The organism is Pelagerythrobacter marensis (genome assembly GCF_036700095.1).
Lineage (GTDB): Bacteria > Pseudomonadota > Alphaproteobacteria > Sphingomonadales > Sphingomonadaceae > Pelagerythrobacter > Pelagerythrobacter marensis_A.
Map to the genome: position 1 here is coordinate 1,754,231 of NZ_CP144918.1, position 22,323 is coordinate 1,776,553.

At 66.8% G+C, this 22,323-nt stretch carries 26 protein-coding genes and 1 tRNA gene; 14 read left to right on the forward strand and 13 right to left on the reverse strand.

The features are described from left to right. The first annotated feature begins 30 nt into the window (after positions 1 to 30). The 7 genes from V5F89_RS08220 to V5F89_RS08250 all read left to right on the forward strand — a co-directional run bounded on the left by V5F89_RS08220 (position 31) and on the right by V5F89_RS08250 (position 6,932). Positions 31 to 960, forward strand: a complete 930-nt coding sequence (locus tag V5F89_RS08220) for a bifunctional helix-turn-helix transcriptional regulator/GNAT family N-acetyltransferase (RefSeq protein ID WP_338445171.1) — start codon at positions 31 to 33, stop codon at positions 958 to 960. Positions 961 to 1,013: 53 nt separating this feature from the next. Beyond that, complete coding sequence (locus V5F89_RS08225; protein ID WP_338445172.1) at positions 1,014 to 1,592, forward strand: thymidine kinase; 579 nt, start codon at positions 1,014 to 1,016, stop codon at positions 1,590 to 1,592. A gap of 67 nt (positions 1,593 to 1,659) precedes the next feature. Then, a complete protein-coding gene (locus V5F89_RS08230; protein ID WP_338445173.1) occupies positions 1,660 to 2,343 on the forward strand; it encodes a site-2 protease family protein in 684 nt (227 codons plus the stop codon). Further along, entirely contained in the window at positions 2,330 to 3,322 is a 993-nt protein-coding gene (gene truB / locus V5F89_RS08235) for a tRNA pseudouridine(55) synthase TruB (RefSeq protein ID WP_338445174.1), read from the forward strand. The genes V5F89_RS08230 and truB overlap by 14 nt, the downstream gene beginning before the upstream one ends. A gap of 4 nt (positions 3,323 to 3,326) precedes the next feature. Further along, on the forward strand, positions 3,327 to 3,596 hold the full coding sequence (gene rpsO / locus V5F89_RS08240; protein ID WP_338445175.1) for a 30S ribosomal protein S15: 270 nt from the start codon (positions 3,327 to 3,329) through the stop codon (positions 3,594 to 3,596). A 266-nt stretch (positions 3,597 to 3,862) separates the two neighbouring features. Then, complete coding sequence (gene pnp / locus V5F89_RS08245) at positions 3,863 to 6,154, forward strand: polyribonucleotide nucleotidyltransferase (RefSeq protein WP_338445176.1); 2,292 nt, start codon at positions 3,863 to 3,865, stop codon at positions 6,152 to 6,154. A 94-nt stretch (positions 6,155 to 6,248) separates the two neighbouring features. Next, on the forward strand, positions 6,249 to 6,932 hold the full coding sequence (locus V5F89_RS08250) for a spermidine synthase (RefSeq protein WP_338445177.1): 684 nt from the start codon (positions 6,249 to 6,251) through the stop codon (positions 6,930 to 6,932). Positions 6,933 to 6,936: 4 nt separating this feature from the next. On the opposite strand, the gene V5F89_RS08255 is transcribed toward V5F89_RS08250, so the two are convergent. From V5F89_RS08255 to V5F89_RS08275, 5 genes are all read right to left on the reverse strand, one after another. Then, the gene (locus V5F89_RS08255) at positions 6,937 to 7,461 is read right to left on the reverse strand and encodes a DUF1993 domain-containing protein (RefSeq protein WP_338445178.1); all 525 of its coding nucleotides are present in this window, start codon (positions 7,459 to 7,461) and stop codon (positions 6,937 to 6,939) included. Positions 7,462 to 7,530: 69 nt separating this feature from the next. Further along, on the reverse strand, positions 7,531 to 8,166 hold the full coding sequence (locus V5F89_RS08260; protein ID WP_338445179.1) for an ATP-binding cassette domain-containing protein: 636 nt from the start codon (positions 8,164 to 8,166) through the stop codon (positions 7,531 to 7,533). Further along, positions 8,156 to 8,848, reverse strand: a complete 693-nt coding sequence (gene modB / locus V5F89_RS08265) for a molybdate ABC transporter permease subunit (RefSeq protein WP_338445180.1) — start codon at positions 8,846 to 8,848, stop codon at positions 8,156 to 8,158. Before modB ends, V5F89_RS08260 begins: the two co-directional genes overlap by 11 nt. A 3-nt stretch (positions 8,849 to 8,851) precedes the next feature. Further along, on the reverse strand, positions 8,852 to 9,619 hold the full coding sequence (modA, locus tag V5F89_RS08270) for a molybdate ABC transporter substrate-binding protein (protein WP_338445181.1): 768 nt from the start codon (positions 9,617 to 9,619) through the stop codon (positions 8,852 to 8,854). Positions 9,620 to 9,678: 59 nt separating this feature from the next. Continuing rightward, entirely contained in the window at positions 9,679 to 10,353 is a 675-nt protein-coding gene (locus V5F89_RS08275) for a GcrA family cell cycle regulator (protein ID WP_338445182.1), read from the reverse strand. Between the two features lie 72 nt (positions 10,354 to 10,425). Between V5F89_RS08275 and V5F89_RS08280 the strand changes: the two genes are divergently transcribed. Then, positions 10,426 to 11,328, forward strand: coding sequence for an ABC transporter permease (locus V5F89_RS08280; RefSeq protein WP_338445183.1), 903 nt, complete (start codon positions 10,426 to 10,428; stop codon positions 11,326 to 11,328). Positions 11,329 to 11,360: 32 nt separating this feature from the next. Here the strand turns inward: V5F89_RS08280 and hspQ are convergent, their stop codons facing one another. Next, positions 11,361 to 11,741, reverse strand: coding sequence for a heat shock protein HspQ (gene hspQ / locus V5F89_RS08285; RefSeq protein WP_338445184.1), 381 nt, complete (start codon positions 11,739 to 11,741; stop codon positions 11,361 to 11,363). Between the two features lie 160 nt (positions 11,742 to 11,901). Here hspQ and V5F89_RS08290 point away from each other — a divergent pair. Beyond that, positions 11,902 to 11,991: transfer RNA gene (locus V5F89_RS08290), tRNA-Ser, on the forward strand. A gap of 210 nt (positions 11,992 to 12,201) precedes the next feature. Here V5F89_RS08290 and ruvX read toward each other — a convergent pair. From ruvX to pyrE, 7 genes are all read right to left on the reverse strand, one after another. After that, positions 12,202 to 12,687: a Holliday junction resolvase RuvX gene (ruvX, locus tag V5F89_RS08295; RefSeq protein WP_338445185.1), complete on the reverse strand. Its 486-nt coding sequence runs from the start codon at positions 12,685 to 12,687 to the stop codon at positions 12,202 to 12,204. Beyond that, positions 12,669 to 13,808, reverse strand: coding sequence for a DUF3089 domain-containing protein (locus V5F89_RS08300; RefSeq protein ID WP_338445186.1), 1,140 nt, complete (start codon positions 13,806 to 13,808; stop codon positions 12,669 to 12,671). Before V5F89_RS08300 ends, ruvX begins: the two co-directional genes overlap by 19 nt. Further along, entirely contained in the window at positions 13,808 to 14,920 is a 1,113-nt protein-coding gene (locus tag V5F89_RS08305) for an AI-2E family transporter (RefSeq protein ID WP_338445187.1), read from the reverse strand. Before V5F89_RS08305 ends, V5F89_RS08300 begins: the two co-directional genes overlap by 1 nt. Beyond that, entirely contained in the window at positions 14,907 to 15,806 is a 900-nt protein-coding gene (gene lepB, locus V5F89_RS08310; protein WP_338445188.1) for a signal peptidase I, read from the reverse strand. Before lepB ends, V5F89_RS08305 begins: the two co-directional genes overlap by 14 nt. After that, positions 15,803 to 16,204: a holo-ACP synthase gene (gene acpS, locus V5F89_RS08315; RefSeq protein ID WP_338445189.1), complete on the reverse strand. Its 402-nt coding sequence runs from the start codon at positions 16,202 to 16,204 to the stop codon at positions 15,803 to 15,805. Before acpS ends, lepB begins: the two co-directional genes overlap by 4 nt. Positions 16,205 to 16,340: 136 nt before the next feature. Then, positions 16,341 to 17,069: a pyridoxine 5'-phosphate synthase gene (locus V5F89_RS08320; RefSeq protein WP_338445190.1), complete on the reverse strand. Its 729-nt coding sequence runs from the start codon at positions 17,067 to 17,069 to the stop codon at positions 16,341 to 16,343. 1 nt (position 17,070) lies between these two features. Continuing rightward, a complete protein-coding gene (gene pyrE, locus V5F89_RS08325) occupies positions 17,071 to 17,649 on the reverse strand; it encodes an orotate phosphoribosyltransferase (protein WP_338445191.1) in 579 nt (192 codons plus the stop codon). Positions 17,650 to 17,832: 183 nt separating this feature from the next. On the opposite strand from pyrE, the gene coxB reads away from it, so the two are divergent. The 5 genes from coxB to V5F89_RS08350 all read left to right on the forward strand — a co-directional run bounded on the left by coxB (position 17,833) and on the right by V5F89_RS08350 (position 22,310). Then, positions 17,833 to 18,876, forward strand: a complete 1,044-nt coding sequence (gene coxB / locus V5F89_RS08330) for a cytochrome c oxidase subunit II (protein WP_338445192.1) — start codon at positions 17,833 to 17,835, stop codon at positions 18,874 to 18,876. 24 nt (positions 18,877 to 18,900) lie between these two features. Further along, positions 18,901 to 20,607, forward strand: coding sequence for a cytochrome c oxidase subunit I (gene ctaD / locus V5F89_RS08335; RefSeq protein WP_338445193.1), 1,707 nt, complete (start codon positions 18,901 to 18,903; stop codon positions 20,605 to 20,607). 75 nt (positions 20,608 to 20,682) lie between these two features. Continuing rightward, the gene (locus V5F89_RS08340; protein WP_338445194.1) at positions 20,683 to 21,600 is read left to right on the forward strand and encodes a heme o synthase; all 918 of its coding nucleotides are present in this window, start codon (positions 20,683 to 20,685) and stop codon (positions 21,598 to 21,600) included. Next, the gene (locus tag V5F89_RS08345; RefSeq protein WP_338445195.1) at positions 21,597 to 21,722 is read left to right on the forward strand and encodes a hypothetical protein; all 126 of its coding nucleotides are present in this window, start codon (positions 21,597 to 21,599) and stop codon (positions 21,720 to 21,722) included. Before V5F89_RS08340 ends, V5F89_RS08345 begins: the two co-directional genes overlap by 4 nt. 3 nt (positions 21,723 to 21,725) lie before the next feature. Then, complete coding sequence (locus V5F89_RS08350; protein WP_338445196.1) at positions 21,726 to 22,310, forward strand: cytochrome c oxidase assembly protein; 585 nt, start codon at positions 21,726 to 21,728, stop codon at positions 22,308 to 22,310. Positions 22,311 to 22,323: the final 13 nt, after the last annotated feature.

Sequence of the window (22,323 nt, forward strand, 5' to 3'; positions counted from 1 at the left end):
CATTGGCAACTAATATGGCAGGATCGCGCCATGTCTTCGGTGCAAACGTCGGAAATCGATCAGGCCGTAACCCGGTTGCGAGCCTTCAATCGCGGGTTCTCGCAGCTCATGGGTCTGCTCGAGCCGCGCTACATGGGCAGCGAGATGTCGCTGGTCGAGGCGCGCGTGCTGTACGAGATTGCGCAGCGCCAGCCCGTGCTGGCGCGCGACATCGCGGCCTCTTTGCGGCTCGATCCCGGCTATCTCAGCCGTCTGATCCGGCGCCTGATCGAGCGGGGGCATGTCGCGCGCGGACGGGGGAAGGATGCACGCGAGCGGCCCCTGGCCTTGACCTGCGCGGGAACGGCGGCCTTTGCCGCGCTCGACAGCGAAACCGCCGCGCAAACCGCGCGCCTTGTCGAGCCGCTGGGCGAAGACCGCGCCCGGCGTCTCGGCGTGCTGCTGGCAGAGGCGGGGGCGCTGCTGTTCGGCGCCGAGCCGGCGGACTGGCATCTGCGGCCCTTCCGTATGGGCGACATGGGGCTGATCACCGCGCGCCAGGCGGACTTCTATCACCGGCACTACGGCTGGGGGCGGGGCATGGAGGCGCTGATCGGCGAGATCACCGCTGCATTCCTGCGCGATTTCAAGCCGGGGCGCGAACAGTGCTGGATCGCCGAGCGCGACGGGCGGATGCTGGGGTCGGTCTTCCTTGTGGAAGAGAATGTCGAGACCGCCCGCCTGCGGTTGCTCTATGTCGAGGAAGAGGCGCGCGGCACCGGTATCGGGCGCGCCCTTGTCCGCCAGTGCAGCGATTTCGCGCGCGAGGCCGGATATCGCCGGATCGTGCTGTGGACTCACGCGGTGCTGGAAAGCGCGCGGCGCATCTACGCGGCCGAAGGCTACCGCATCGTGGATCGGCACACGCACGACGATTTCGGCAAGCCCGAACTGAGCGAGAGCTGGCTGCTGGAACTGTGAGCAATCGCGCCGGTGCGATTGGCAGGCCGGGACGCCGAGTTTAGCGACCGGATATGGCCAAGCTCTATTTCTACTACGCCAGCATGAACGCGGGGAAATCGACCACCCTGCTGCAGGCGGACTTCAATTATCGCGAGCGGGGGATGCACACGATGCTGTGGACCGCCGCGCTCGACGATCGGGGGGAGCATCGGGCGATCGAAAGCCGCATCGGCCTGGGCGCCGAGGCGCAGCGCTACGACGCCGAGACCGACCTGTGGCAGCGCGTGACGGCCGCGCACAAGGCGGAGCCGCTCGGCTGCGTGCTGGTCGACGAGGCGCAGTTCCTGACCCGCGAACAGGTCTGGCAATGCGCGCGGCTGGCGGACGAGGCGAATATCCCGGTACTCTGCTATGGCCTGCGGACCGATTTTCAGGGCGAGCTGTTTCCCGGATCGGCCGTGCTGCTGGGTATCGCCGATGCGCTGGTCGAGCTGAAGGCGGTCTGTCACTGCGGCCGCAAGGCGACGATGAACCTGCGCGTGGACGCCGCCGGCGCGGCGGTGAAGCACGGCGCCCAGACGGAGATCGGCGGCAACGAGCGCTATGTCGCGCTGTGCCGGCGGCATTTCTCGCAGGCTCTGGCGGATTGACGGCCTTTCGGGCGCCGGAACCGGAACGGCGCTTGGCCGCAGGTCCCGCGCACCCTATCTACCCGCCATGACGGAAACCCTCATCCTTGCCGCGATCCTGATTCCCTGCCTGGTGATCGCGATCGTCTTCCACGAAGTCGCGCATGGATGGACCGCGCTCGCGCTCGGCGATCCGACGGCGAAGGAGCAGCGGCGGCTGTCGCTCAATCCGATCCGCCACGTCGATCCGGTCGGCACGCTGATCGTTCCCGGTGCGCTGGCATTGTTCGGCGGGCCGGTGTTCGGCTGGGCCAAGCCCGTGCCGGTGCGCAAGAACCGGCTCGACAATCCCCGCTACGGGATGATGGCGGTCGCCGCCGCCGGGCCGGGGACGAACCTGGTGCTGGCGGCGATCGGGGCGGTCGTGCTGGGGCTGGTGGCCGCTTCGCTGGTGGCGCCGCCCGCCGGGGCGATGGAATGGCTGCTGACCGGCCTCAACTATTTCATCGTGATCAACATCTTCCTCGCGCTGTTCAATCTCCTGCCGATCCCGCCTTTCGACGGCTCGCATATCGTGGAGGGGCTGCTGCCGCGGTCGATGGCGGCGCAGTACGCGCGGCTGCAGCAGGTCGGCATGTTCCTGTTGATCGCGCTGATCGCGATCACCTGGGCCTTCCCCGGCAGCGGAGTGATCGAGAACGTCGTCCTCCCCCCGGTCGAATGGCTGCGCGAGAAATATCTGGCGCTCGCGCTCTGGGTTGCAGGGGGCTGACATTCCGCACGGCTGGCTCATCCTCGACAAGCCCCGCGGGCTCGGCTCGACCCAGGCGGTCGGCGCGGTCAAGCGCAACCTGCGCGAGGGGGGCTATCCCAAGACCAAGGTCGGCCACGGCGGCACGCTCGATCCGCTGGCCGAAGGCGTGCTGCCGATCGCGCTGGGCGAGGCGACCAAGCTTGCCGGGCGGATGCTCGATGCCAGCAAAGTCTATGAATTCACGATCGCCTTCGGGGAGGAGACCGACACGCTCGATGTGGAGGGCGAAGCGATCGCGCGATCCGGCCACCGCCCGGCCCGCGACGAGATTGCGGCGGTGTTGCCGCAGTTCACCGGCGAGATCGAACAGACGCCGCCGGCTTATTCGGCGGTGAAGATCGACGGCAGGCGCGCCTACGACCGGGCCCGGGCGGGCGAGGCGGTGGAGATGAAAGTGCGGCGGGTGACGATTCGCGATCTCCAGATGGGGGCCGCCGAAGGCGGTGGAGGGGGCATAGCGCGCCATTCCCCCTCCGACGGCCCTGACGGGCCGCCACCTCCCCCAAAGGGGGAGGAGTTGGAGGACGTCACCTTGCTCGCCCATGTTTCCAAGGGCACCTACATCCGCTCGCTCGCGCGCGATATTGCGCGGGCTCTTGGAACCGTCGGCCACGTTACCTATCTGAGGCGCGTCAAGGCCGGCCCGTTCGCGCTCGAACAGGCGATTTCGCTGGACATGCTCAACGAAATCGGTAAGGGCGCGCGGCTTGAAGACCTTCTCCTGCCGCTGGAGGCGGGGCTGGACGGTATCCCGGCCCACGATCTCGATCCGGAAAGCGCGCAGGCGGTCCGCCAGGGCCGGGTTCTTTCCGGAATGCCCCATCCCGACGGGCTTCTCCTCGCGAAATCCGGCGGCGTGCCGGTCGCGCTGATGGAAGTGGCGGCGGGGACGGCGAAAGTCGTCCGGGGCTTCAACATCCCCGATACCGCGGAGTGAATGAATGTCGGTTACTGCCGAAAAGAAGACGGAAATCATCAAGGACAATGCCCGCGACACCAATGACACGGGCAGCCCCGAGGTGCAGGTCGCGATCCTTACCGAACGTATCCGCAACCTGACCGAACACTTCAAGGACCACCACAAGGACAACCATTCGCGCCGAGGCCTTCTGACGATGGTCAACAAGCGCCGCAGCCTGCTCGCCTACCTCAAAAGGAAGGATGTCGAGCGGTACAATGCGCTGATCCAGAAGCTGGGTCTTCGGAAATAGGATTTCGCGGGCGGCTCCCTTCGCGGGAGCCGTTTGCTTATAGTCGCGAGTCCCAGCGAAGGCTGGGATCTCCATCCACCGGCGGAGCGCCAGTGGCATGAGGCCCCAGCCTTCGCTGGGGTTCGCAAAATGTGAGGTTATCCTTCGCAATCCGGCGGAGGGGCCTTTGGGGCAAGCAACAAGGCCCCGCACCGGACCGGGACGGCTAGCCCGGCAAGTAGGCCCCGCCGCGCAATAGGGCGCTGCGGGTTCACGAAGGAAAACACATGTTCGACACGAAAACCGTATCGCTGGAGTGGGGCGGAAAGACCCTCACTCTGGAAACCGGGCGTATTGCCCGTCAGGCCGATGGCGCCGTTCTGGCCACTTATGGCGAAACCGTGGTGCTGTGCGCCGTGACCGCCGCGCGCACGGTGAAGGAAGGGCAGGACTTCTTCCCCCTCACCGTCCACTACCAGGAGAAATTCTCCGCCGCGGGCCGTATCCCGGGCGGCTTCTTCAAGCGCGAACGCGGCGCGACCGAGAAGGAAACGCTTACCAGCCGCCTGATCGACCGCCCGGTCCGCCCGCTGTTCCCCGAAGGGTTCTACAACGAAATCAACGTGATCGCGCAGGTCCTGTCGTACGATGGCGAGACCGAGCCCGATATCGTCGCGATGATTGCCGCTTCCGCCGCGCTGACGATTTCCGGCCTGCCTTTCATGGGCCCGATCTCGGGCTGCCGCGTGGGCTATATCGACGGCGAATACGTCCTCAATCCGTCGCAGGCCACTGCACTGGAAGAGGGGCGCCTCGATCTGGTCGTCGCCGCCACGCACGATGCGGTCATGATGGTCGAGTCCGAAGCCAAGGAACTTTCCGAGGACGAAATGCTCGGCGCGGTGATGTTCGCGCATGACGAGAACAAGAAGGTCGTCAAGGCGATCGTCGATCTGGCCGAGCAGGCTGCAAAGGCGCCGTGGGAACTCGACCCGGTCGAGGACAAGTCCGCCACGCTCGACGAATTGCGCGAATTGATCGGCGACGATCTCGCCGCCGCTTACAAGCTGACCGACAAGCAGCAGCGCCAGAACGCGATTGCCGATGCACGCGCCAAGGCGCGCGCGCATTACGAGAGCCTGGATGAGGCCGATCCGGCGGAATATCTCGGCAAGCTCAAGCTGGTGAAGAAGCTGGAAAGCGACATCGTGCGCAAGGCCATCCTCAAGGATGGCCAGCGCATCGACGGTCGCAAGGTCGACGAGGTTCGCCCGATCGAAGCGACCGTCGGCCTCCTGCCGCGGACGCACGGTTCGGCGCTGTTCACGCGCGGTGAGACACAGGCCGTCTGCACGACCACGCTTGGCACCAAGGACAGCGAGCAGATGATCGACGGGCTTGGCGGCCTGTCCTACGAAAACTTCATGCTGCACTACAACTTCCCGCCCTATTCGGTCGGCGAAGTCGGGCGTTTCGGCGGGTCCAACCGGCGCGAGATCGGCCACGGCAAGCTCGCCTGGCGCGCGCTGCATCCGATCCTGCCGTCGCGTGAGGACTTCCCCTATACGATCCGCATCCTTTCCGACATCACCGAGTCCAACGGCTCGAGTTCGATGGCGACGGTCTGCGGCGGCTGCCTCGCCATGATGGACGCCGGCGTTCCGATCGAACGTCCGGTTTCCGGCATCGCGATGGGTCTGATCCTGGAAGGCGACGAGTTCGCCGTGCTCAGCGACATCCTCGGCGACGAGGATCACCTGGGCGACATGGACTTCAAGGTCGCCGGCACCGAAGCGGGCATCACCAGCCTGCAGATGGATATCAAGATCGCCGGGATCACTCGCGAGATCATGCAGCAGGCGCTGGCGCAGGCCAAGGAAGGCCGTGCGCATATCCTGCGCGAGATGACCAAGGCGCTGGGCAGCGCCCGCGCCGAGGTTTCCCAACATGCCCCGCGGATCGAGACGCTGCAGATCGACAAGTCGAAGATCCGCGACGTCATCGGCACCGGCGGCAAGGTGATCCGCGAGATCGTCGCCGAAACCGGAGCCAAGGTCGATATCGACGACGAAGGGGTGATCAAGATCAGCTCTTCCAATCTGGATGAGATCGAAGCGGCCAAGAACTGGATCCTCGGCATCGTCGAGGAGCCGGAAGTGGGCAAGATCTACGAAGGCAAAGTCGTCAACATCGTCGACTTCGGCGCTTTCGTGAATTTCATGGGCGGTAAGGACGGTCTCGTCCATGTCTCCGAAATGAAGAACGAGCGGGTCGAGAAGCCGACCGACGTCGTCTCCGAAGGCCAGGAAGTGAAAGTCAAGGTCCTCGAGATCGACAATCGCGGCAAGGTTCGCCTGTCGATGCGCGTCGTCGATCAGGAAACCGGCGAGGAGCTGGAGGACACCCGTCCCCCGCGCGAACCGCGCGGTGATCGCGGCGATCGTGGCGGCGGCCGTGGCGGCGATCGCCGCGGTGGACGTGGCGGTCGCGGTGGCGGCGGCGGCGACCGCGGTCCGCGCCGCGAAGGCGGCGGAGAGCGCGGCGGCGAAAACCACGTCCCCGACTTCCTGAAGGACTGACGCCGGACAGCCCTGCCGCGCGCAGGGCCCGGCACAAGCAGGAGGGGTCGCGAAAAACTTCGCGGCCCCTTTCGCTATGTATGGAGAGACGCCGATGCTGCCCCGCGAAACGCTTGCCACAGCCCGTATTCCCGGCGGCGATACGTTGACCCTGGTCAGCCACGGGCGCGATTTTGTCATCATGCTCGGCCGCGACGAACTGATGGGCACGCGCATGCGCTTTTCGGAAGAGCAGCTCGCGCAGCTCACGCTGGAGCAGATCGATGCGCCGCGCCCGCGCGTCCTGATCGGCGGATATGGCATGGGCTTCACGTTTCGCGCTGCGCTGGCGGGCCTTCCCGCCGCGGGCGTCGCGGTTGTGGCCGAAGTCGTGCCCGAGATCCTCGAATGGGCAAAGGGGCCGCTCGCCGCGCTGACCGGCGATTGCCTGGACGATCCGCGCGGCGAAGTCGTGATCGCCGATGTCGCGGCCCTGATCGACGACGCCGTGGATGGCACGACAGAGCGCTACGACGCGATTCTGCTCGACGTCGACAACGGCCCCGACGGGATCGTGCGCGACGGGAACGAGCGGCTCTATACCCGCACCGGCATCGCGCGCCTGCGCGATGCGCTGACGCTCGGCGGTCTGCTGGCGGTCTGGTCGGCGGCGCCCGATCACAAATTCGCGCGCCGGTTGAAGGATGCGGGCTTCGCGGTGGATGAGCGCACAGTGCGCGCGCGGCCCAACAACAAGGGGCCGCGCCACACGATCTGGTTCGCGCGCCGGCCGTCTTGAGCGGTCAGCTTCCTGCCAGGCGCATTTGCCCCAGGAAATCGCGCTTGCCCACCTCGACTCCTTTCATGCGCAGGATGTCGTAAGCGGTCGCTGCGTGGAAATAGAAGTTCGGCTGGCTGAAGCTCAGCAGGAAGTCCTCGGCCGTGAAATCCCGCGTGAAATCGCGGATCTGGAAGCGCATCGGCCGGCCGATCCATTCTTCCATTTCGGCTTCGTCGAGCGCTTCCAGCGCCGCGATCGCGCCATCGAGCTTGTCGCGCAGCGCGTCGAAACTGTCGGGCGGGGGCGTCATGTCGGGGCTGAACGTGCCCGCACGAACCCCTTCGATCGCTCCCTGGGTGTGCACGGCGACGCTTTTGACCTGATAGTCGAATGCCAGCATGTCTTCGATCAGGCGGCCACCGATGATTTCACCGTGGCTGCATCCTTTCTCGCCGCACCACGCCTCGGCCTTGTCGACAAGGCTCCGGGTCGAGCCGAGCATCTGCAGGGCGCTGGGAACGAAGGCAGCGTGAAGCGAAAGCGGCATGGGCGATTCTCCCGTAAAGCTGGTCCGGCGGTGTGATCTAACCGCCACCTCGGCCCCTGGCCAGTCGCATCAGTCCAGCGAGAGGATCGCGCCGGCCAGCCGTTCCACTTCGCGCTTCTCGTGGCTTACCAGGACGGCCGGCACGGTGATCCGGGTCACGATGCGCTCGAGCATGGCCATGATCCGTTCGGCCCGGTCGGGGTCGAGCGAGGCCAACGGTTCGTCCAGCAGCAGGAAGGCCGGGCGCGAGAGGATCGCCCGGGCCATCGCCACCCGCCGCGCCTCTCCGCCGGACAGCGTGGCGGGGCGGCGATCGAGCAGGGAGCCGAGGTCCAGAAGCGCTGCGACCTCGTCTGGCGCCGGCCAATCGGCGGAAGGGCAGAGCGCTTCCCGATCGGCCGTCGCGCCATAGGTCAGGTTGTCCTGCACCGTAAGGTGAGGAAAGAGCCGCATATCCTGAAAGACGTAACCCGCTCGGCGGGCTTCGGGCGGGAGGTCGATGGCGGCGCCGGCATCGAAAAGAACGCGGCCCCCGACCGCGACTCGCCCTGCCAGCGGTCGTCGCAACCCGGCCAGGCAATCGAGCAGCGATGTCTTGCCTGCACCGGAAGCGCCGGTTACCGCGAGAATGCGTGCGGATGTAGCAATCGCTACCTCCCGCTCACGCTTGCCGGCGCGATATGTCAGCGCGAGATCAAACGACATGCGCCTGCTTCCCGGAAGCTCGCCGGACGAGCCATTCGCTGGCCATCAGCGCCGCCAGCGACAGCAATACCGCGATCAGCGCGAGGCGGGCGACCGCCGCTTCCCCACCAGGGGTCTGAAGAAGGGTGTAGATCGCCAGCGGCAGGGTGCGCGTTTCGCCGGGAATATTCGCCGCGAACGTGATGGTCGCCCCGAACTCGCCCACCGAACGGGCAAAGCCGAGCACCAGCCCCGCGAGAATACCGGGAAGGCTGAGCGGCAGGGTAATCGTGCGAAAAGCGCGCCAGCGGCTTGCTCCCAGCGTGCGCGCGGCCGCAACGAGGCGCCGGTCCACGGCCTCGATCGAAAGACGCATGGCGCGCACCATCAACGGCAGAGCCATGACGCCCGCCGCCAATGCGGCCCCGGTCCAGTGAAAGGCCAGCGAGAGGCCCAAAGCGCGGTCCAGCAAGCCGCCTAGCGGTCCGTTGCGCCCGAATACCAGTAGCAGGAGCCACCCGGTGACCACCGGTGGGATGACGAGCGGCAGGTGCACCAGCGCATCGAGCAGGACTTTTCCGGGAAACCGCCGGCGCGCGAGCAGCCAGGCGAGGGCATAGGCCAGCGGCAGCGCGGCTGCCATTGCAACCAGGCTGACGCGCAGCGAGAGGCCGATCACTTCCCATTCCGCGGGCGAGAGCATGGCTCAGTCGTCCCCCGGAAGCGGTGCAAAACCGTGGTGCAGGAAAACGCGCCGCGCCGCCGGCGAAGCCAGGTGGGCCAGGAAAGCCCCACCGTCGGGATGCTTCGCGCGCGCCAGGACTGCGGCGGGATAGCGAACCGGCGGATGGGCGCCGGCCGGCACCCGCGCGGCCACGAAGACCTTGGGCGAGGCGGCGGCATCGCTGGCATAGACGATCGCGGCGTCGACTTCGCCCCGCTCCGCCAAAGCCAGCGCGGCGCGGACATTGTCGGTCACGATGGTGCGCGGCGCGATCGCTGCCCACAGGCCGAGCGATTCGAGCGCCGCGCGGGCATAACGGCCGGCGGGTACGGCCTGCGGATCGCCGATCGCGACGATCCCCTTGCCCAGAGCCGCAGCTACGGATCGGCTTTCGGATATATCGTCGCTCGCGCCTGCAATGGCGGGATGCACGACGACCAGCGTGTTCGACACCAGATCGCGCGGATCGCCCCGGGCGAGGTACCCGCCGCGTTGAAGGCGGTCCATCCACGCCCCGTCGGCCAGCACGACGATATCGGCTGGCGCGCCGGCTTCGACCTGCCGGGCAATTGCGTGCGATCCGGCGTAGGACAACACCGGTCGCGGATGGCCCGCCGCCACCCATTGCGCGGCGGCTTCGTCGAGCGCGCCCTGCAGACTTGCCGCGGCAAGAACGACCGGTCCGCGTTCCTGCGGCGGCGCGCAACATGCCAGCAGCAGGACACCGATGAAAACGACAAGCCTGGACACCGCACCACGTCCGCCGTCAGGCCGTCACGCAGAGCGCGGCCATCGACCGCTTGCGATGCTCAACGAACCCGCGGTCCGCCGAAGGGCAGCGGGGGAGGGGGCCGGCGCGCGCCGCGCGGAAGCTGCGCCTGATAGGCGCGGCCGCAGTGCTCGACGCAATAGGGAAAGCCGGGGTTCACGGGCTCGCCGCAGAAGTGGAAATCCGGCTCCCCGGGATGACCCATCGGCCAGCGGCAGACCTTGTCGCTCAGGTCGAGCAGGCTGGTCTTGTCGGCGATCTCGGGGCTCGGCTTGGCCGGGACCAGGCGGCGCGGCGGCGCCGGAGGGATCGGCGCCTGCTGGTCGCCGGGGCCCTGCCGCAGGAAACCGCCGGGCCCGACCGAGACGATCTTGGGCAGGCCTGGGCCGGGATTGGGCAGCGGCTGCGACTGACCGCCCGATCCCTGGCTGGCGGGGCGCGGCGGCGCGGCGGCCGGTGCACTGTCCGCCGCCTTGGGCGCCGGGCGGGGCGGCGCCGGCTTCTTCGCCGCGGGCCTGGCGGCGGGTGCCTTGTCCGCTTTCTTCGGTTCGTTGGCCTTGACCGGGGAAGGGCGCGATTTCAGCCCTAGGCGGTGCGCCTTGCCGATCACCGCATTGCGGCTGACCCCGCCCAGCTCGTCGGCGATCTGGCTGGCAGTCGCGCCGCCTTCCCACATCTTCTTCAGCGTGGCGATCCGTTCGTCGGTCCAGCTCATTCGATTTCCATTCGCAACAAATTCCATGGGGGCGGCTTGCCAGCGGAAGCAACGAGCACTAGTCGCGCCGGAATGGCCGATCAAGCCCGCACCCCCGCCAGTTCGCCCGACGACAAGGGCCTATCCATCGTGGAGGAAATTCCCGGCGACCTGCGCCGTTTTCCGCCCCGCGGAGTGCCCGTGTTCGACGGGATCAACCGCATCGGACTGTGGAGCCTCTATATGAAGGAGGTTCGCCGATTTCTCAAGGTCCAGACGCAAACCGTCTGGGCACCTGCGGTCACCACTTTGCTGTTCCTGGTCATCTTCAGCGTCGCGCTCGGGCGTGGGGGACGCGAAGTGCTGGGGGTGCCCTTCGCCACTTTCGTCGCCCCCGGCCTGATCGTCATGGGCATGATGCAGAACGCTTTCGCCAATGCCAGCTTCTCCCTGCTGGGCGGGAAGATCCAGGGGACGATTATCGACGTGCTGATGCCCCCCCTGTCGGAAGGGGAATTGATGGCCGGCATCGTCGGTGCCGCCGTGACGCGCGCGATCATGGTCGGCGCCGCCGTGGCCCTGGCCATGGCGTTCTATCCCGGCGTCAGCCTGGCGGTGGAGCATGTCTGGGCGGTCGTCTGGTTCGGCCTGATGGGGGCGGTCATGCTGTCGCTCATGGGCCTCCTGACCTCGATCTGGGCGGAAAAGTTCGATCACAACGCCGCGATCACGAATTTCATCGTCGCGCCGCTCGCTCTGCTCTCGGGCACGTTCTACGTGATCGATAACCTCGCCCCGGTGTTTCAGACGATCAGCCGCGCAAATCCGTTCTTCTACGTGATTTCCGGCTTCCGCTACGGTTTCCTGGGAGAAAGCGATATCGGCAACAGCGATGCGGCCCTGGTGCAGAGCGCGCTCGGCCTCGGCTTGCTCAACCTGGTCCTGGCCTATGCCTGCTACCGCGTGCTCAGAACGGGCTGGAAGCTGAAAGCCTGACGCTCTGCCGGCCGATCCGCCCGACGGCGCGATCAGTGAGTCAGCGAACGGCGCATCTTGTAGCGCCCGTTGCGGAAATCCTCGAACAGTTCGGCCACGTTGGGGTGGTCGACCGGTCCGCCGTCCGCATCGGGCACCAGATTCTGCTGGCTGACATAGGCGACGTACGAGGAATCCTCGTTTTCCGCGAGCAAGTGGTAGAACGGCTGGTCGCGGCGCGGGCGGATATCCTCCGGAATCGCCTCGTACCACTCCTCGCTGTTGGAGAAGACCGGGTCGACATCGAACACGACGCCGCGGAAATCGAACATGCGATGGCGCACCACGTCGCCTATGCCGAAGCGGGCGCGTGCGTGGCGTGGCATTTCGATGAACCGGCCCGCCTGGGCGGAAAAGAACTGCGATCGTTCCATTGCAGCGGCGAATATAGGATTTCGCAGCCGCGAAACAAGCGTGCCGCCGCGGTCATCCCCCGCGAACCGGGAACAAGGGGCTTGGCAAGCCATGACCGCTCCGCTAACCGGCCCGCTCCCGACGCGACCGGGGGCACGGTCCCCAAGCGCTTTCTCGTGCGGAGAGGTGCCGGAGTGGTCGAACGGGGCGGTCTCGAAAACCGTTGTGCCCTTACGGGTACCGAGGGTTCGAATCCCTCCCTCTCCGCCACTTGCATGCAGGCCGCGGGAACGCCCCCGGGCCCGATCCTTCGGCCCATTTCCGCTCGCCGCCTGCGGGTGGGCGGCTGTCGAGCGCGGATACCTGTTGTCCCGCTCGGCGCTCGGCGCCCCGAACACCCGTTCGTCGCCTCTGGCGAAATCCCGGAAACCTGCGAATCGCCAATCGTTTCGTGGGGGATTGCTGGAATGTCGATCCGTCCTAAAACGCCGCGCCGGTGAGGGCATCGATCGCGCCCTGGAGGATCACGGCGGCCGCGTGGCTGTCGATCCGCTCGGCGCGTTTGCGCCGGCTCAGGTCCTGTCCGATCATGTCGCGTTCCGCGCTTGCGGTGGACCAGCGCTCGTCCCACAGCAGCACCGGCAGGCCCAGGCCGCTCGCGAGGTTGCGCGCATAGGCGCGGCTCGACTGGGCCCGCGGCCCCTCGCTGCCGTCCATATTGCGCGGCAGGCCGACGACGAGGCCCTTGACCGCACGCTCGCGCACCAGAGCCGCCAGGGTTTCCAGATCGCGCCCGAACTTGCCGCGCGCGATTGTCTTGCCCGCGGTCGCGAAGTGCCATCCGGCATCGCAGGTCGCCGTGCCGATGGTCTTCGTGCCCAGGTCGAGGGCCAGCAGGGTGCCGCCGTCGGGCAGGGCGGCGGCGAAATCGGCGCTGCTTTCGGTTATCAGGGGCGGTTCGACCACGCCGAAACCCGCCGCGAGACGTCCTGCTTCACGTTTTCCCAGAACAGCGGGATGTCGTAGACGTGATAGTTGTTGCCCGGCAGGACCGCGCTGCCGATTTCCGGCGGGTCGCCGATCAGCAGCAGGCCCTGTTCGCTGCATCGCGCGGGAACCGCACCGGGCACCAGCTCCCCGCTGGAATAGTCGGCCTCGGGAATCAGCGTGCCCAGGTTCGCCTCGGCCGGCGCCGCCCCGCCGATTCCCCCGGTCAGCGGATTGGTGCAGAGGATCGGGCTGTCGCCGCGTATCGTGCCGTCGAATCCGGCCGAACCGCTGTAGGCTTCGATCACGCGGCCGGGATCGGCCGGTTCGGCGAATGTCGACCAGCTCAATATGCAGCCGGCCTGCGAGGCGGTGGCGCAGGCGGGGAAGCCCAGCGCGGGAAGGTCGTGCTCGACCGAAATCGGCCAGCCGATGGCGTAGACCGCGGCGACGCGCCCCTTGAGCGCACTGTCGGCCAGCTCTTCGCGCAAGAGGCGCAGCAGGTGCAGCGCGCCCTGGCTGTGCCCGGCGAGCACGATCGGCGTTTCCGCGTCGACGCTGGCGACGAAAAAGTCGAAAGCCTGCTTCACGTCGGCATAGGCGGCGTCGATCGCCTGACGCGCCTCGTCCGAATCGGTCAGGAACGCGCCGAACGTCGCCTGGCGATAGCGCGGCGCCCAGATCTCGCTCGCCCGGTTGAACGGGCTGGCCATGCCGCGGACGTAGATCCTGGCGATCCGCTGCGATTCGGCATCGTCGAGCGGGGCGTTCCACTGCGCGCGGTCGAGATAGCTGGTCGGATGGATGAAGAAGACCGCGAAGTCGCCGGGCGCGTTCGCGTCCTCCGCGGGCAGTTGCCGCCCTTCGCCCTGCATCGCCGGCTGCCAGCGCGCGGCATCGTCCAGCCCGATGCCGGGGCGCGACAGCCACATCGCCGGGTCCTGATAGGCGTTCGTTTCCAGCGGCGCCTGCTCGACGAATGCGGTGCCGGGGACGTAGGCGATTTCGGCCAGGTCGTCCCAATAGAAGCGCAGCGCAAACATCGCCGCGATCGCCAGGACGATGAGGATGGCGACGAAATAGAGAAACTTGCGTGCCATCAGTCCTCCGGCCCGGTTGAAGGGGTTTCGCTGTTCAGCCGCGCGGCGCGCCGTTCCAGGCCGACCTTGATCATGGCGAGCAGGGGGTCGGCCAGGGCCAGGCCGAGGATGCCGAACAGGACGCCGAAGATCAGCTGCGCGCCCAGTACCAGCGCGGGGGCCAGGTCGACCGTCTTCTTGGCGATCATCGGGATCAGGACGTAACCGTCGAAGTTCTGCACCAGCAGGTACACGAAAATGGTGTAGAGGCCCATGTCGGTGCCGCCGGAGAAGCCGACGAGCACCATCAGGACCCCCGAAATCAGCGCCCCGATATTGGGAATGAACGCCAGCAGACCGGTCAGCAGCCCCAGCAGGACGGCCATGGGCACCGGGCCGATCCCGATGAGCTGGCCGCCGTATGCCAGCAGGGCCCAGGTGAATATCCCCTCGGCGAACATGCCCACCAGACGCCCGGCGAGCAGGCGGCGCATGGTGAACGACATGCTTTCTATCGTTTCGTGGAAAACCTTGCGCTGTTGGGGCGGGACCATCCACGCCACGCCGCGTTCGTAGAGGTTGGGGTCGATGGCGATATATACCCCGATGATCAGGATCAGCGCGATCGTGGCGAAGCCGCCGAAAATGCCGCCGATCGCGCGGGTGACCGTGCCCACCCCGCTGACCAGGTTGCCGGCGACGTTCTGCACGTCGTTCTGGCTGATGGCGAAACCCTGTTCGCGCAGCAGGCTCAGCAGCCGCCCGACCTGCTCGCCGATGATCGCGGGAAACTGCGCCGCCTGTTGCGAAATCTGCGATCCGGCGAAATAGCTGAGCCAGGCGAGGAAGGCGACCATCGCGACGATCACCATCGCCACGCGCCAGCCGCGCGCGATCTTGAGATAGCGGCCGAGCAGCCGCGAGCCGCCGTCGATCATGGTCGCGAACACCATCGCGCCGAAAATCACCAGCAGCGACTGCGAGATATAGACGGCGAGCGCGAACAGGCCGACGACCCCTGCCCAGACGAGCGCGCGCATCGCCTCGAATCGCAATTCGGGGCTGCGGATGTGAGCCGGGCTCTTGCCCATCGATACCTTCGGCGCGCCGCGCGCTTCGCTAGTCTCGCTCACTCTCGGTGCCCCTGTCGGCGATTGCGGGACGCAGTGTGCTCCAGGCGCGGTCGCCGCGCAAGGATGTGAACCAGGTGACGGGATTGAACCCGGTCGTGCCGTCCAGCGAGAACGTGATGAACTCCGCGCGGCCGCCGACGTTTTCCAGCGGCACCGGCCCCATCAGCCCGCTCGGGTCGTAGGCGCGGCTGTCGGCCGAATGGTCGCGGTTGTCGCCCATCACCATGACATGCCCTTCGGGAATCACGATCGGGCCGAAATCGTCGAGCGTCTGCTGCTTGTGGTCGATGATCAGGTAAGTCGCCCCGTTGGGCAGCGTTTCGCGCAGCGTCGGCGGCTCGCACACTTGCGTGCCGTCGGGCAGCGTGGCGGTGTAGTCGAGCGGCATTCCGGTGCGCGGATCGCCGCCGAAATCGCACCGCATGTTGGCGTCGATCGGAATCCGCAGCGGCGGCTCCACCTCCTGCGGGACAGGAACGCCGTCGATCACGATCTGCCCGCCGCGCACTTCGAATGTGTCGCCGGGCAGGCCGACGACGCGCTTGATATAATCCTCGTCCCGCACCGGGTGCACGGGGATCACGATGTCCCCGTATTCGGGCGTGGCCGGCCAGATACGCCATTCGCCGCGCGGCATCAGGTGGAACGAGATCGAGGCCCAGCTCCAGCCATAGGGATATTTGCTCACCACCAGGCGGTCGCCCACCAGCAGGTTGGGCAGCATCGATTCGCTGGGGATGTAGAACGGCTTGGCGATGAAGCTGTGGAAGCCCAGCACCGCGAGCAGCATCACGGCCAGCCCGCGGATTTCGGACAGCCAATCGATCTTTTCCTTCTTCTTCGTCTTGTCGGCGGTGTCGGTCACGGCGGAAGATGCGCTGCTCATAACGGTCGGGCCTCGATGATCACGAAGGCCTGGGCCCATGGATGGTCGTCGGTTAGGGTGAGATGAATGACGGCCTCATGGCCTTGCGGCGTCAATTCCGCAAGCCGCGCGGCCGCGCCCCCGGCCAGCGCGAGCGTCGGCGCGCCGGACGGAGCGTTCACCACCCCGATATCCTTGTGGAACACCCCGCGGCGAAAGCCGGTGCCGACGGCCTTGGCGAACGCCTCCTTCGCCGCCCACCGCTTGGCGTAAGTGCCGGCGCGTGTATAGGGGCGCCTGGCGGCCTTGGCCCGCTCGACATCGGTGAAGCAGCGCGCCTCGAACTTCTCGCCCCACCGCTCCAGCGAGGCGGCGATCCGCTCGATATTGGTGAGATCCGATCCGAGGCCGATGATCACGACGGGTTCCCCAGCCCGTCGCCCCGGACTCGATCCGGGGTCCCGCTTCCTTCGGGCGCCGCGCAAGCAGAAGCGGGACCCCGGCTCGGGGGCCGGGGTGACGAGAAGCTGGCTGGCGAGGCTATCGCACCCGCCATCACCGCGCCTCGTCCATCAACGCGCGCATCGCGCGGACCGCCTGTTCCAGCCCGACGAAAACCGCCTCGCCGACCAGATAGTGCCCGATGTTCAGTTCCGCGAGCTGCGGGATGGCGGCGATCGGCTGGACGTTGTCGTAGGTGAGCCCGTGGCCGGCATGCGGCTCGATCCCGTTCTTCGCCGCCAGCGCGGCCATGTCGGCAATGCGCTTCAGCTCGCGCGCGCGATCTTCGCCCGTGGCATGGGCATATTCGCCGGTGTGGAATTCCACCACCGGCGCGCCCAGGCGCAGCGCGGCGTCGAGCTGGCGCTCGCTCGCCTCGATAAACAGGCTGACCCGGATACCCGCATCCAGAAGGCGGGCGACCACCGGGGCGAGCTGATTGTGCAGTCCCGCTGCATCCAGCCCGCCCTCGGTCGTGCGCTCCTCCCGCTTCTCGGGGACGATGCAGGCCGCATGGGGGCGATGCCGGAGGGCGATTTCCAGCATTTCCTCGGTCGCGGCCATTTCGAGGTTCAGCGGCAGCTCGGTCGCGGCCTGGATTCGGGCCAGATCCTCGTCGCGAATGTGCCGGCGGTCTTCGCGCAAGTGCGCGGTGATGCCGTCGCCGCCGACCGCCGCGACGATTTCGGCCGCGCGCACCGGGTCGGGATGGTCGCCCCCGCGCGCATTGCGGATCGTGGCGACGTGGTCGATGTTGACGCCGAGGCGGAGAGGAGCCGGCATCCTACTTCCTGCTGCCCGGCTTGGTCACGGGTATGGCCGCGAGTTCGGGCGGAACCTCGTCTTCCGCATATGTCGGGAAGGCGATGTCGAGCAGCGCGTGATAGGGCACGTCGAAAGCGACCCCTTCGGCCCGCCGATCGACCAGCGAGACGAGGCCGACGACATGGCCGCCGGCCGCTTCGACCGCTTTCATCGCCTCGCGCGAGGAAAGGCCGGTGGTCACGACGTCTTCCACCACCAGCACGTTTTCCCCCGGCTCCAGCCGGAACCCGCGACGCAGCTCGAACGTCCCTTCCGGCCGTTCGAGGAAGATCGCCTCCTTGCCCAGCGCGCGGCCCATTTCGTGCCCGATGATGATGCCGCCCATGGCCGGGGAGACGACTTTCGCGACCGCGCTGCGCAAGTCGCGCGGCATTTTCGCGGCCAGTGCCGCGGCCAGCCGGCTGGCGCGCATCGGGTCCATCAGGACGCGGGCGCATTGCAGGTAATAGGCGCTGTGCCGGCCGGAAGAGAGCTTGAAGTGCCCTTCGAGCAAGGCTTCGCTGGCGCGGAATTCGTGCAGGACTTCGTCTTCTGTCATCGATGCTTACCGTCCGTTCCCGGGGCAGAATCCGGCGCTTCTGGCCGGTTGGGGATTTTTCTCCTAGAAGCGCTTGAGACAGGGGGCAAGCGCGCGTATAGGCCCGCGCAGACCTGTCCCCCGACGGGGTTTTCGCGGCTGCGCATGTGGCCTCCAACGACAAGAACGGAAAGCGTCGGACAGATGAAATTCGGTGATTGGCCCGGCCGGGCTGCGCGGCTTGCAACTATTCTCTGGGCGGCTCTCGTGCTGGCCCTCGCGCCCCAGGCGGCGCTCGCCCAGGCGGAGCCTGAGGCGCCCGTGACGGAGGCGGTTGCAAGCGATGTTCCCGCTGCGGCTGCGGCGACGGACCAGGCGGATGCCGCCGCCGCCGACGCCGCGGGCGGATACGAGCCGCTCGGTCCCGAATGGATCAGGGGGCAGCCGACGCCCGGCGGCTGGGACGTTCAGGAACAGTTTTCCCCGATCGGCAGGTCCGCGACCGGCCTGCACGTCGGGCTGATGTGGGTCATGGGCGTGATCAGCCTGTTCGTGCTCGGGCTGCTGCTCTGGGTCATCGTCCGCTATCGCCGCGGCGCGAACCCGACGCCGTCCAAGACGACGCACAACACGCTGATCGAGGTTGTCTGGACTCTGGTGCCGGTGCTGATCCTGGTGGCGATCGCCATTCCTTCGATCTCGCTGCTCACCAAGCAGTACGAATCGCCGCCGGAAGACGCGGTCACGATCAAGGTGACCGGTTATCAATGGTATTGGGGGTACGCCTATCCCGACAACGGCGGGTTCGAAGTGATCTCGAACATGATGCCGGAGGACGAGGCGCGGGCGAAGGGCTTCCCGGCGCAGCTGGAGGTCGACAACCGCATGGTCGTGCCGGTCGATACGCCGCTGCGGATCCAGACCACGGCCGCCGATGTCATTCACGCGTTCGCGGTGCCTTCGCTGTGGTTCAAGATCGACGCCGTGCCGGGCCGCCTCAACGAGCGTATGCTGACGATCGACGAGCCGGGCATCTATTACGGCCAGTGCTCGGAGCTGTGCGGGGCGCGGCACGGCTATATGCCGATCGCGGTCGAGGCCCTTCCGCGCGACCAGTGGGAGGCCTGGGTCCGCTCGCAGCCGGGCGGGACCGTGGGCGAGCCAGAGGCCGCCGCTGCGGCAGCCCCTTCCGAAGCGGGTGAAACCGCCGATGCCGAGGCTGCCGATCCGGCCGCCGCGACCAACTGATTTACGTCGAAGAGAAACGCGATCATGGCTACTACCGCTGAAGCCTTCCAGGCCCACACCGATGACGCTCATCACGATGCCGATCACAAGCCCGGCTTCTTCGCGCGTTGGTTCATGTCGACCAACCACAAGGACATCGGCACGCTTTACCTGATCTTCGCGATCGTCGCCGGCATCCTGGGCGGGGCGATTTCGGGCATCATGCGCGCCGAGCTGGCCGAACCCGGCATCCAGGTGCTGGGTTACTGGGTCAACCTGATGGGCGGGGAGGCGAATTTCGACGCCAACCTCCACATGTGGAACGTGCTCATCACCGCGCACGGCCTGATCATGGTCTTCTTCATGGTCATGCCGGCGATGATCGGCGGGTTCGGCAACTGGTTCGTGCCGCTGATGATCGGCGCGCCCGACATGGCCTTTCCGCGGATGAACAACATCTCGTTCTGGCTGACCGTGGCGGGGTTCTGCTCGCTGCTGTTTTCCGCCTTCGTGCCGGGCACGGCCGCGGGTTACGGCGCGGGCACCGGGTGGACGGTCTATGCCCCGCTGGCGACATACGGACATGACGGTCCGGCGGTCGATTTCGCGATCTTCGCGCTCCATCTCGCGGGTGCCGGCTCGATCCTGGGCGCGACCAACTTCATCACCACGATCTTCAATATGCGCGCACCGGGCATGACGCTGCACAAGATGCCGCTGTTCGTGTGGTCGGTGCTGGTCACCGCCTTCCTGCTGCTGCTGGCGCTGCCGGTTCTGGCCGCGGCCATCACCATGCTGCTGACCGACCGCAATTTCGGCACGACGTTCTTCGATCCGGCCGGGGGCGGCGATCCGCTGCTCTACCAGCACTTGTTCTGGTTCTTCGGCCACCCCGAAGTGTACATCATGATCCTGCCCGGCTTCGGCATGGTCAGCCAGATCGTGGCCACGTTCAGCCGCAAGCCGGTGTTCGGCTATCTCGGCATGGCCTATGCGATGGTCGCGATCGGCGTGGTCGGCTTCGTCGTCTGGGCGCACCACATGTATACCGTGGGCCTCGACGTGAACACGAAGATGTATTTCACCGCCGCGACGATGGTTATCGCGGTGCCCACGGGCGTGAAGATCTTCAGCTGGATCGCGACGATGTGGGGCGGCAGCCTCGAGTTCAAGAGCCCGATGGTCTGGTCGCTCGGCTTCATCTTCCTGTTCACCGTGGGCGGCGTGACCGGGGTCTATCTCGCCAACGGCGGGATCGACGATGTCGTGCACGACACCTATTTCGTGGTCGCGCACTTCCACTACGTGCTGTCGATGGGTGCCGTGTTCTCGCTCTTCGCCGGGTTCTATTACTGGTTCCCGAAGATGAGCGGGCGGATGCACAGCGAATTTCTGGCCCATGTCCACTTCTGGGGCTTCTTCATCGGCGTGAACGTGATCTTCTTCCCGCAGCATTTCCTCGGCTGGCAGGGTATGCCGCGGCGCTATCCCGATTTTGCCGAGGCCTATGCCTACTGGAACCACATCTCGTCGGTCGGCTACGCGATCATGGCCGTGTCGATGCTCGTGTTCTTCGCCAACCTCGTCTACGCCTTCACGGCGGGTCGCCGGGCGCCGGCGAACTACTGGGGCGAAGGCGCGACGACGCTCGAATGGACGCTGTCGAGCCCGCCGCCCTATCACCAGTTCGAGACGCTGCCGGTGATCGAGGAGCATCACGACTATCACGATCACCGCCCGGCATCCGCCTGACGCCCCGGCCTCTCCCCGATCGGGGGAGGGCGGTGCCGATCGGTCGGGCGGGGCGGGGCCGGGCCGGAGAAAGATATGACCGCGACCACGACCCGAATCCCGGCGGCCGACTGGCGCGATTTCTTCGCGCTGACCAAGCCGCGGGTGATGAGCCTGGTGATCTTCACCGGGCTCTGCGGCCTGCTGGCGGCGCCCGGCGCGGTCCATCCGGTGATCGGGTTCGTTGCGGTGCTGTGCATTGCGCTCGGCGCGGGCGGCGCGGCGACGCTCAACCAGTGGTGGGAGGCGGATCTCGACGCGGGGATGAAGCGCACGGCCGGCCGGCCGATCCCCGCCGGCCGCCTGGCGCGCACCGATGCGCGCGATTTCGGCGTGGCGCTGTCGGTCGGCTCGGTTCTGCTGATGGGGCTGGCGGTGAACTGGCTGGCCGCGGCGATCCTCGCGATCTCGATCGTCTACTACGCGGTCGTCTACACCGTCTGGCTGAAGCCGCGCACGCCGCAGAACATCGTCATCGGCGGCGGGGCAGGGGCCTTTCCGCCGATGATCGGCTGGGTCGCGGTGACCGGCGAGATCACGGCGATGCCGATCCTGCTGTTCGCGATCATCTTCATGTGGACGCCGCCGCACTTCTGGGCGCTGGCGCTGTTCGTCCAGTCGGATTACGCCAAAGTCGGCATTCCGATGATGCCGGTGGTGAAGGGCGAACGGTCCACGCGGCGGCAGATCCTGGTTTACGCTCTGCTCCTGCTTCCCGTCGCGCTCGCGCCGTGGTTGATCGGCGGCACGGGGGCGATCTATGGCGCGGCGGCGGCGGCGCTGACCGTGCTGTTCGTGCTGCTGTCGCTGCCCGTGGCGTTTCGCGAATCGCAAGCCGGCGACCGGATGCGGCCGGAAAAGCGGCTGTTCGGCTATAGCGTGCTATACCTGTTCGTGCTGTTCGCGGCGCTGGTCGCGGATCGCGTGGCCCAAACCCAAGGATGGATCGCATGACACCCGAAGAGCAGGAAGCGTTCAAGAAGCGGCAGAAAGGGCGCAACGTCGCGCTCGCGCTGGTTCTCGGCTTTTTCGTCGTGCTGTTCTACATCCTCACATTCGTGAAGATGGGAGACTGACCGATGACGAGCGCCGCGCTCGAACGCAAGAACCTGCGCGTGGGGCTGCTCGGCTTCCTCGCCGCGGGGGCGATGCTGGGCCTGGGCTATGCCGCGGTTCCGCTGTACCAGCTGTTCTGCCAGGTCACCGGCTTCGGCGGGACGACGCAGCGCGCGACGGAAAGCGATGCCGACCTGGCCGCCCGCCTGGCCCAGAGCGCGGGCGCGCAGACGATCTCGGTCCGTTTCGACGCCACGACCTCGCGCAACATGCCCTGGACTTTCGCGCCTGAGAAAGTGACCGAAACCGTCCAGATCGGCGAGCGCGAGATGGCCTTCTTCGTCGCTCGCAACGACAGCGGCGAACCGATCACCGGGACCGCGACGTTCAATGTCGAGCCCGAGCAGACCGGCAAGTATTTCAACAAAATCCAGTGTTTCTGCTTCACCGAGCAGACGCTGCAACCGGGCGAGGAAGTGCGCATGCCGGTGCTGTTCTTCGTCGACCCGGCGATCCTCGACGATCCCAACGCGCAAGGCGTGGAGCAGATCACGCTGAGCTACACCTTCAACCGCAAACCCGAGCCCGCTTCGACGGGCGCATCCTAACACTGGACCAACG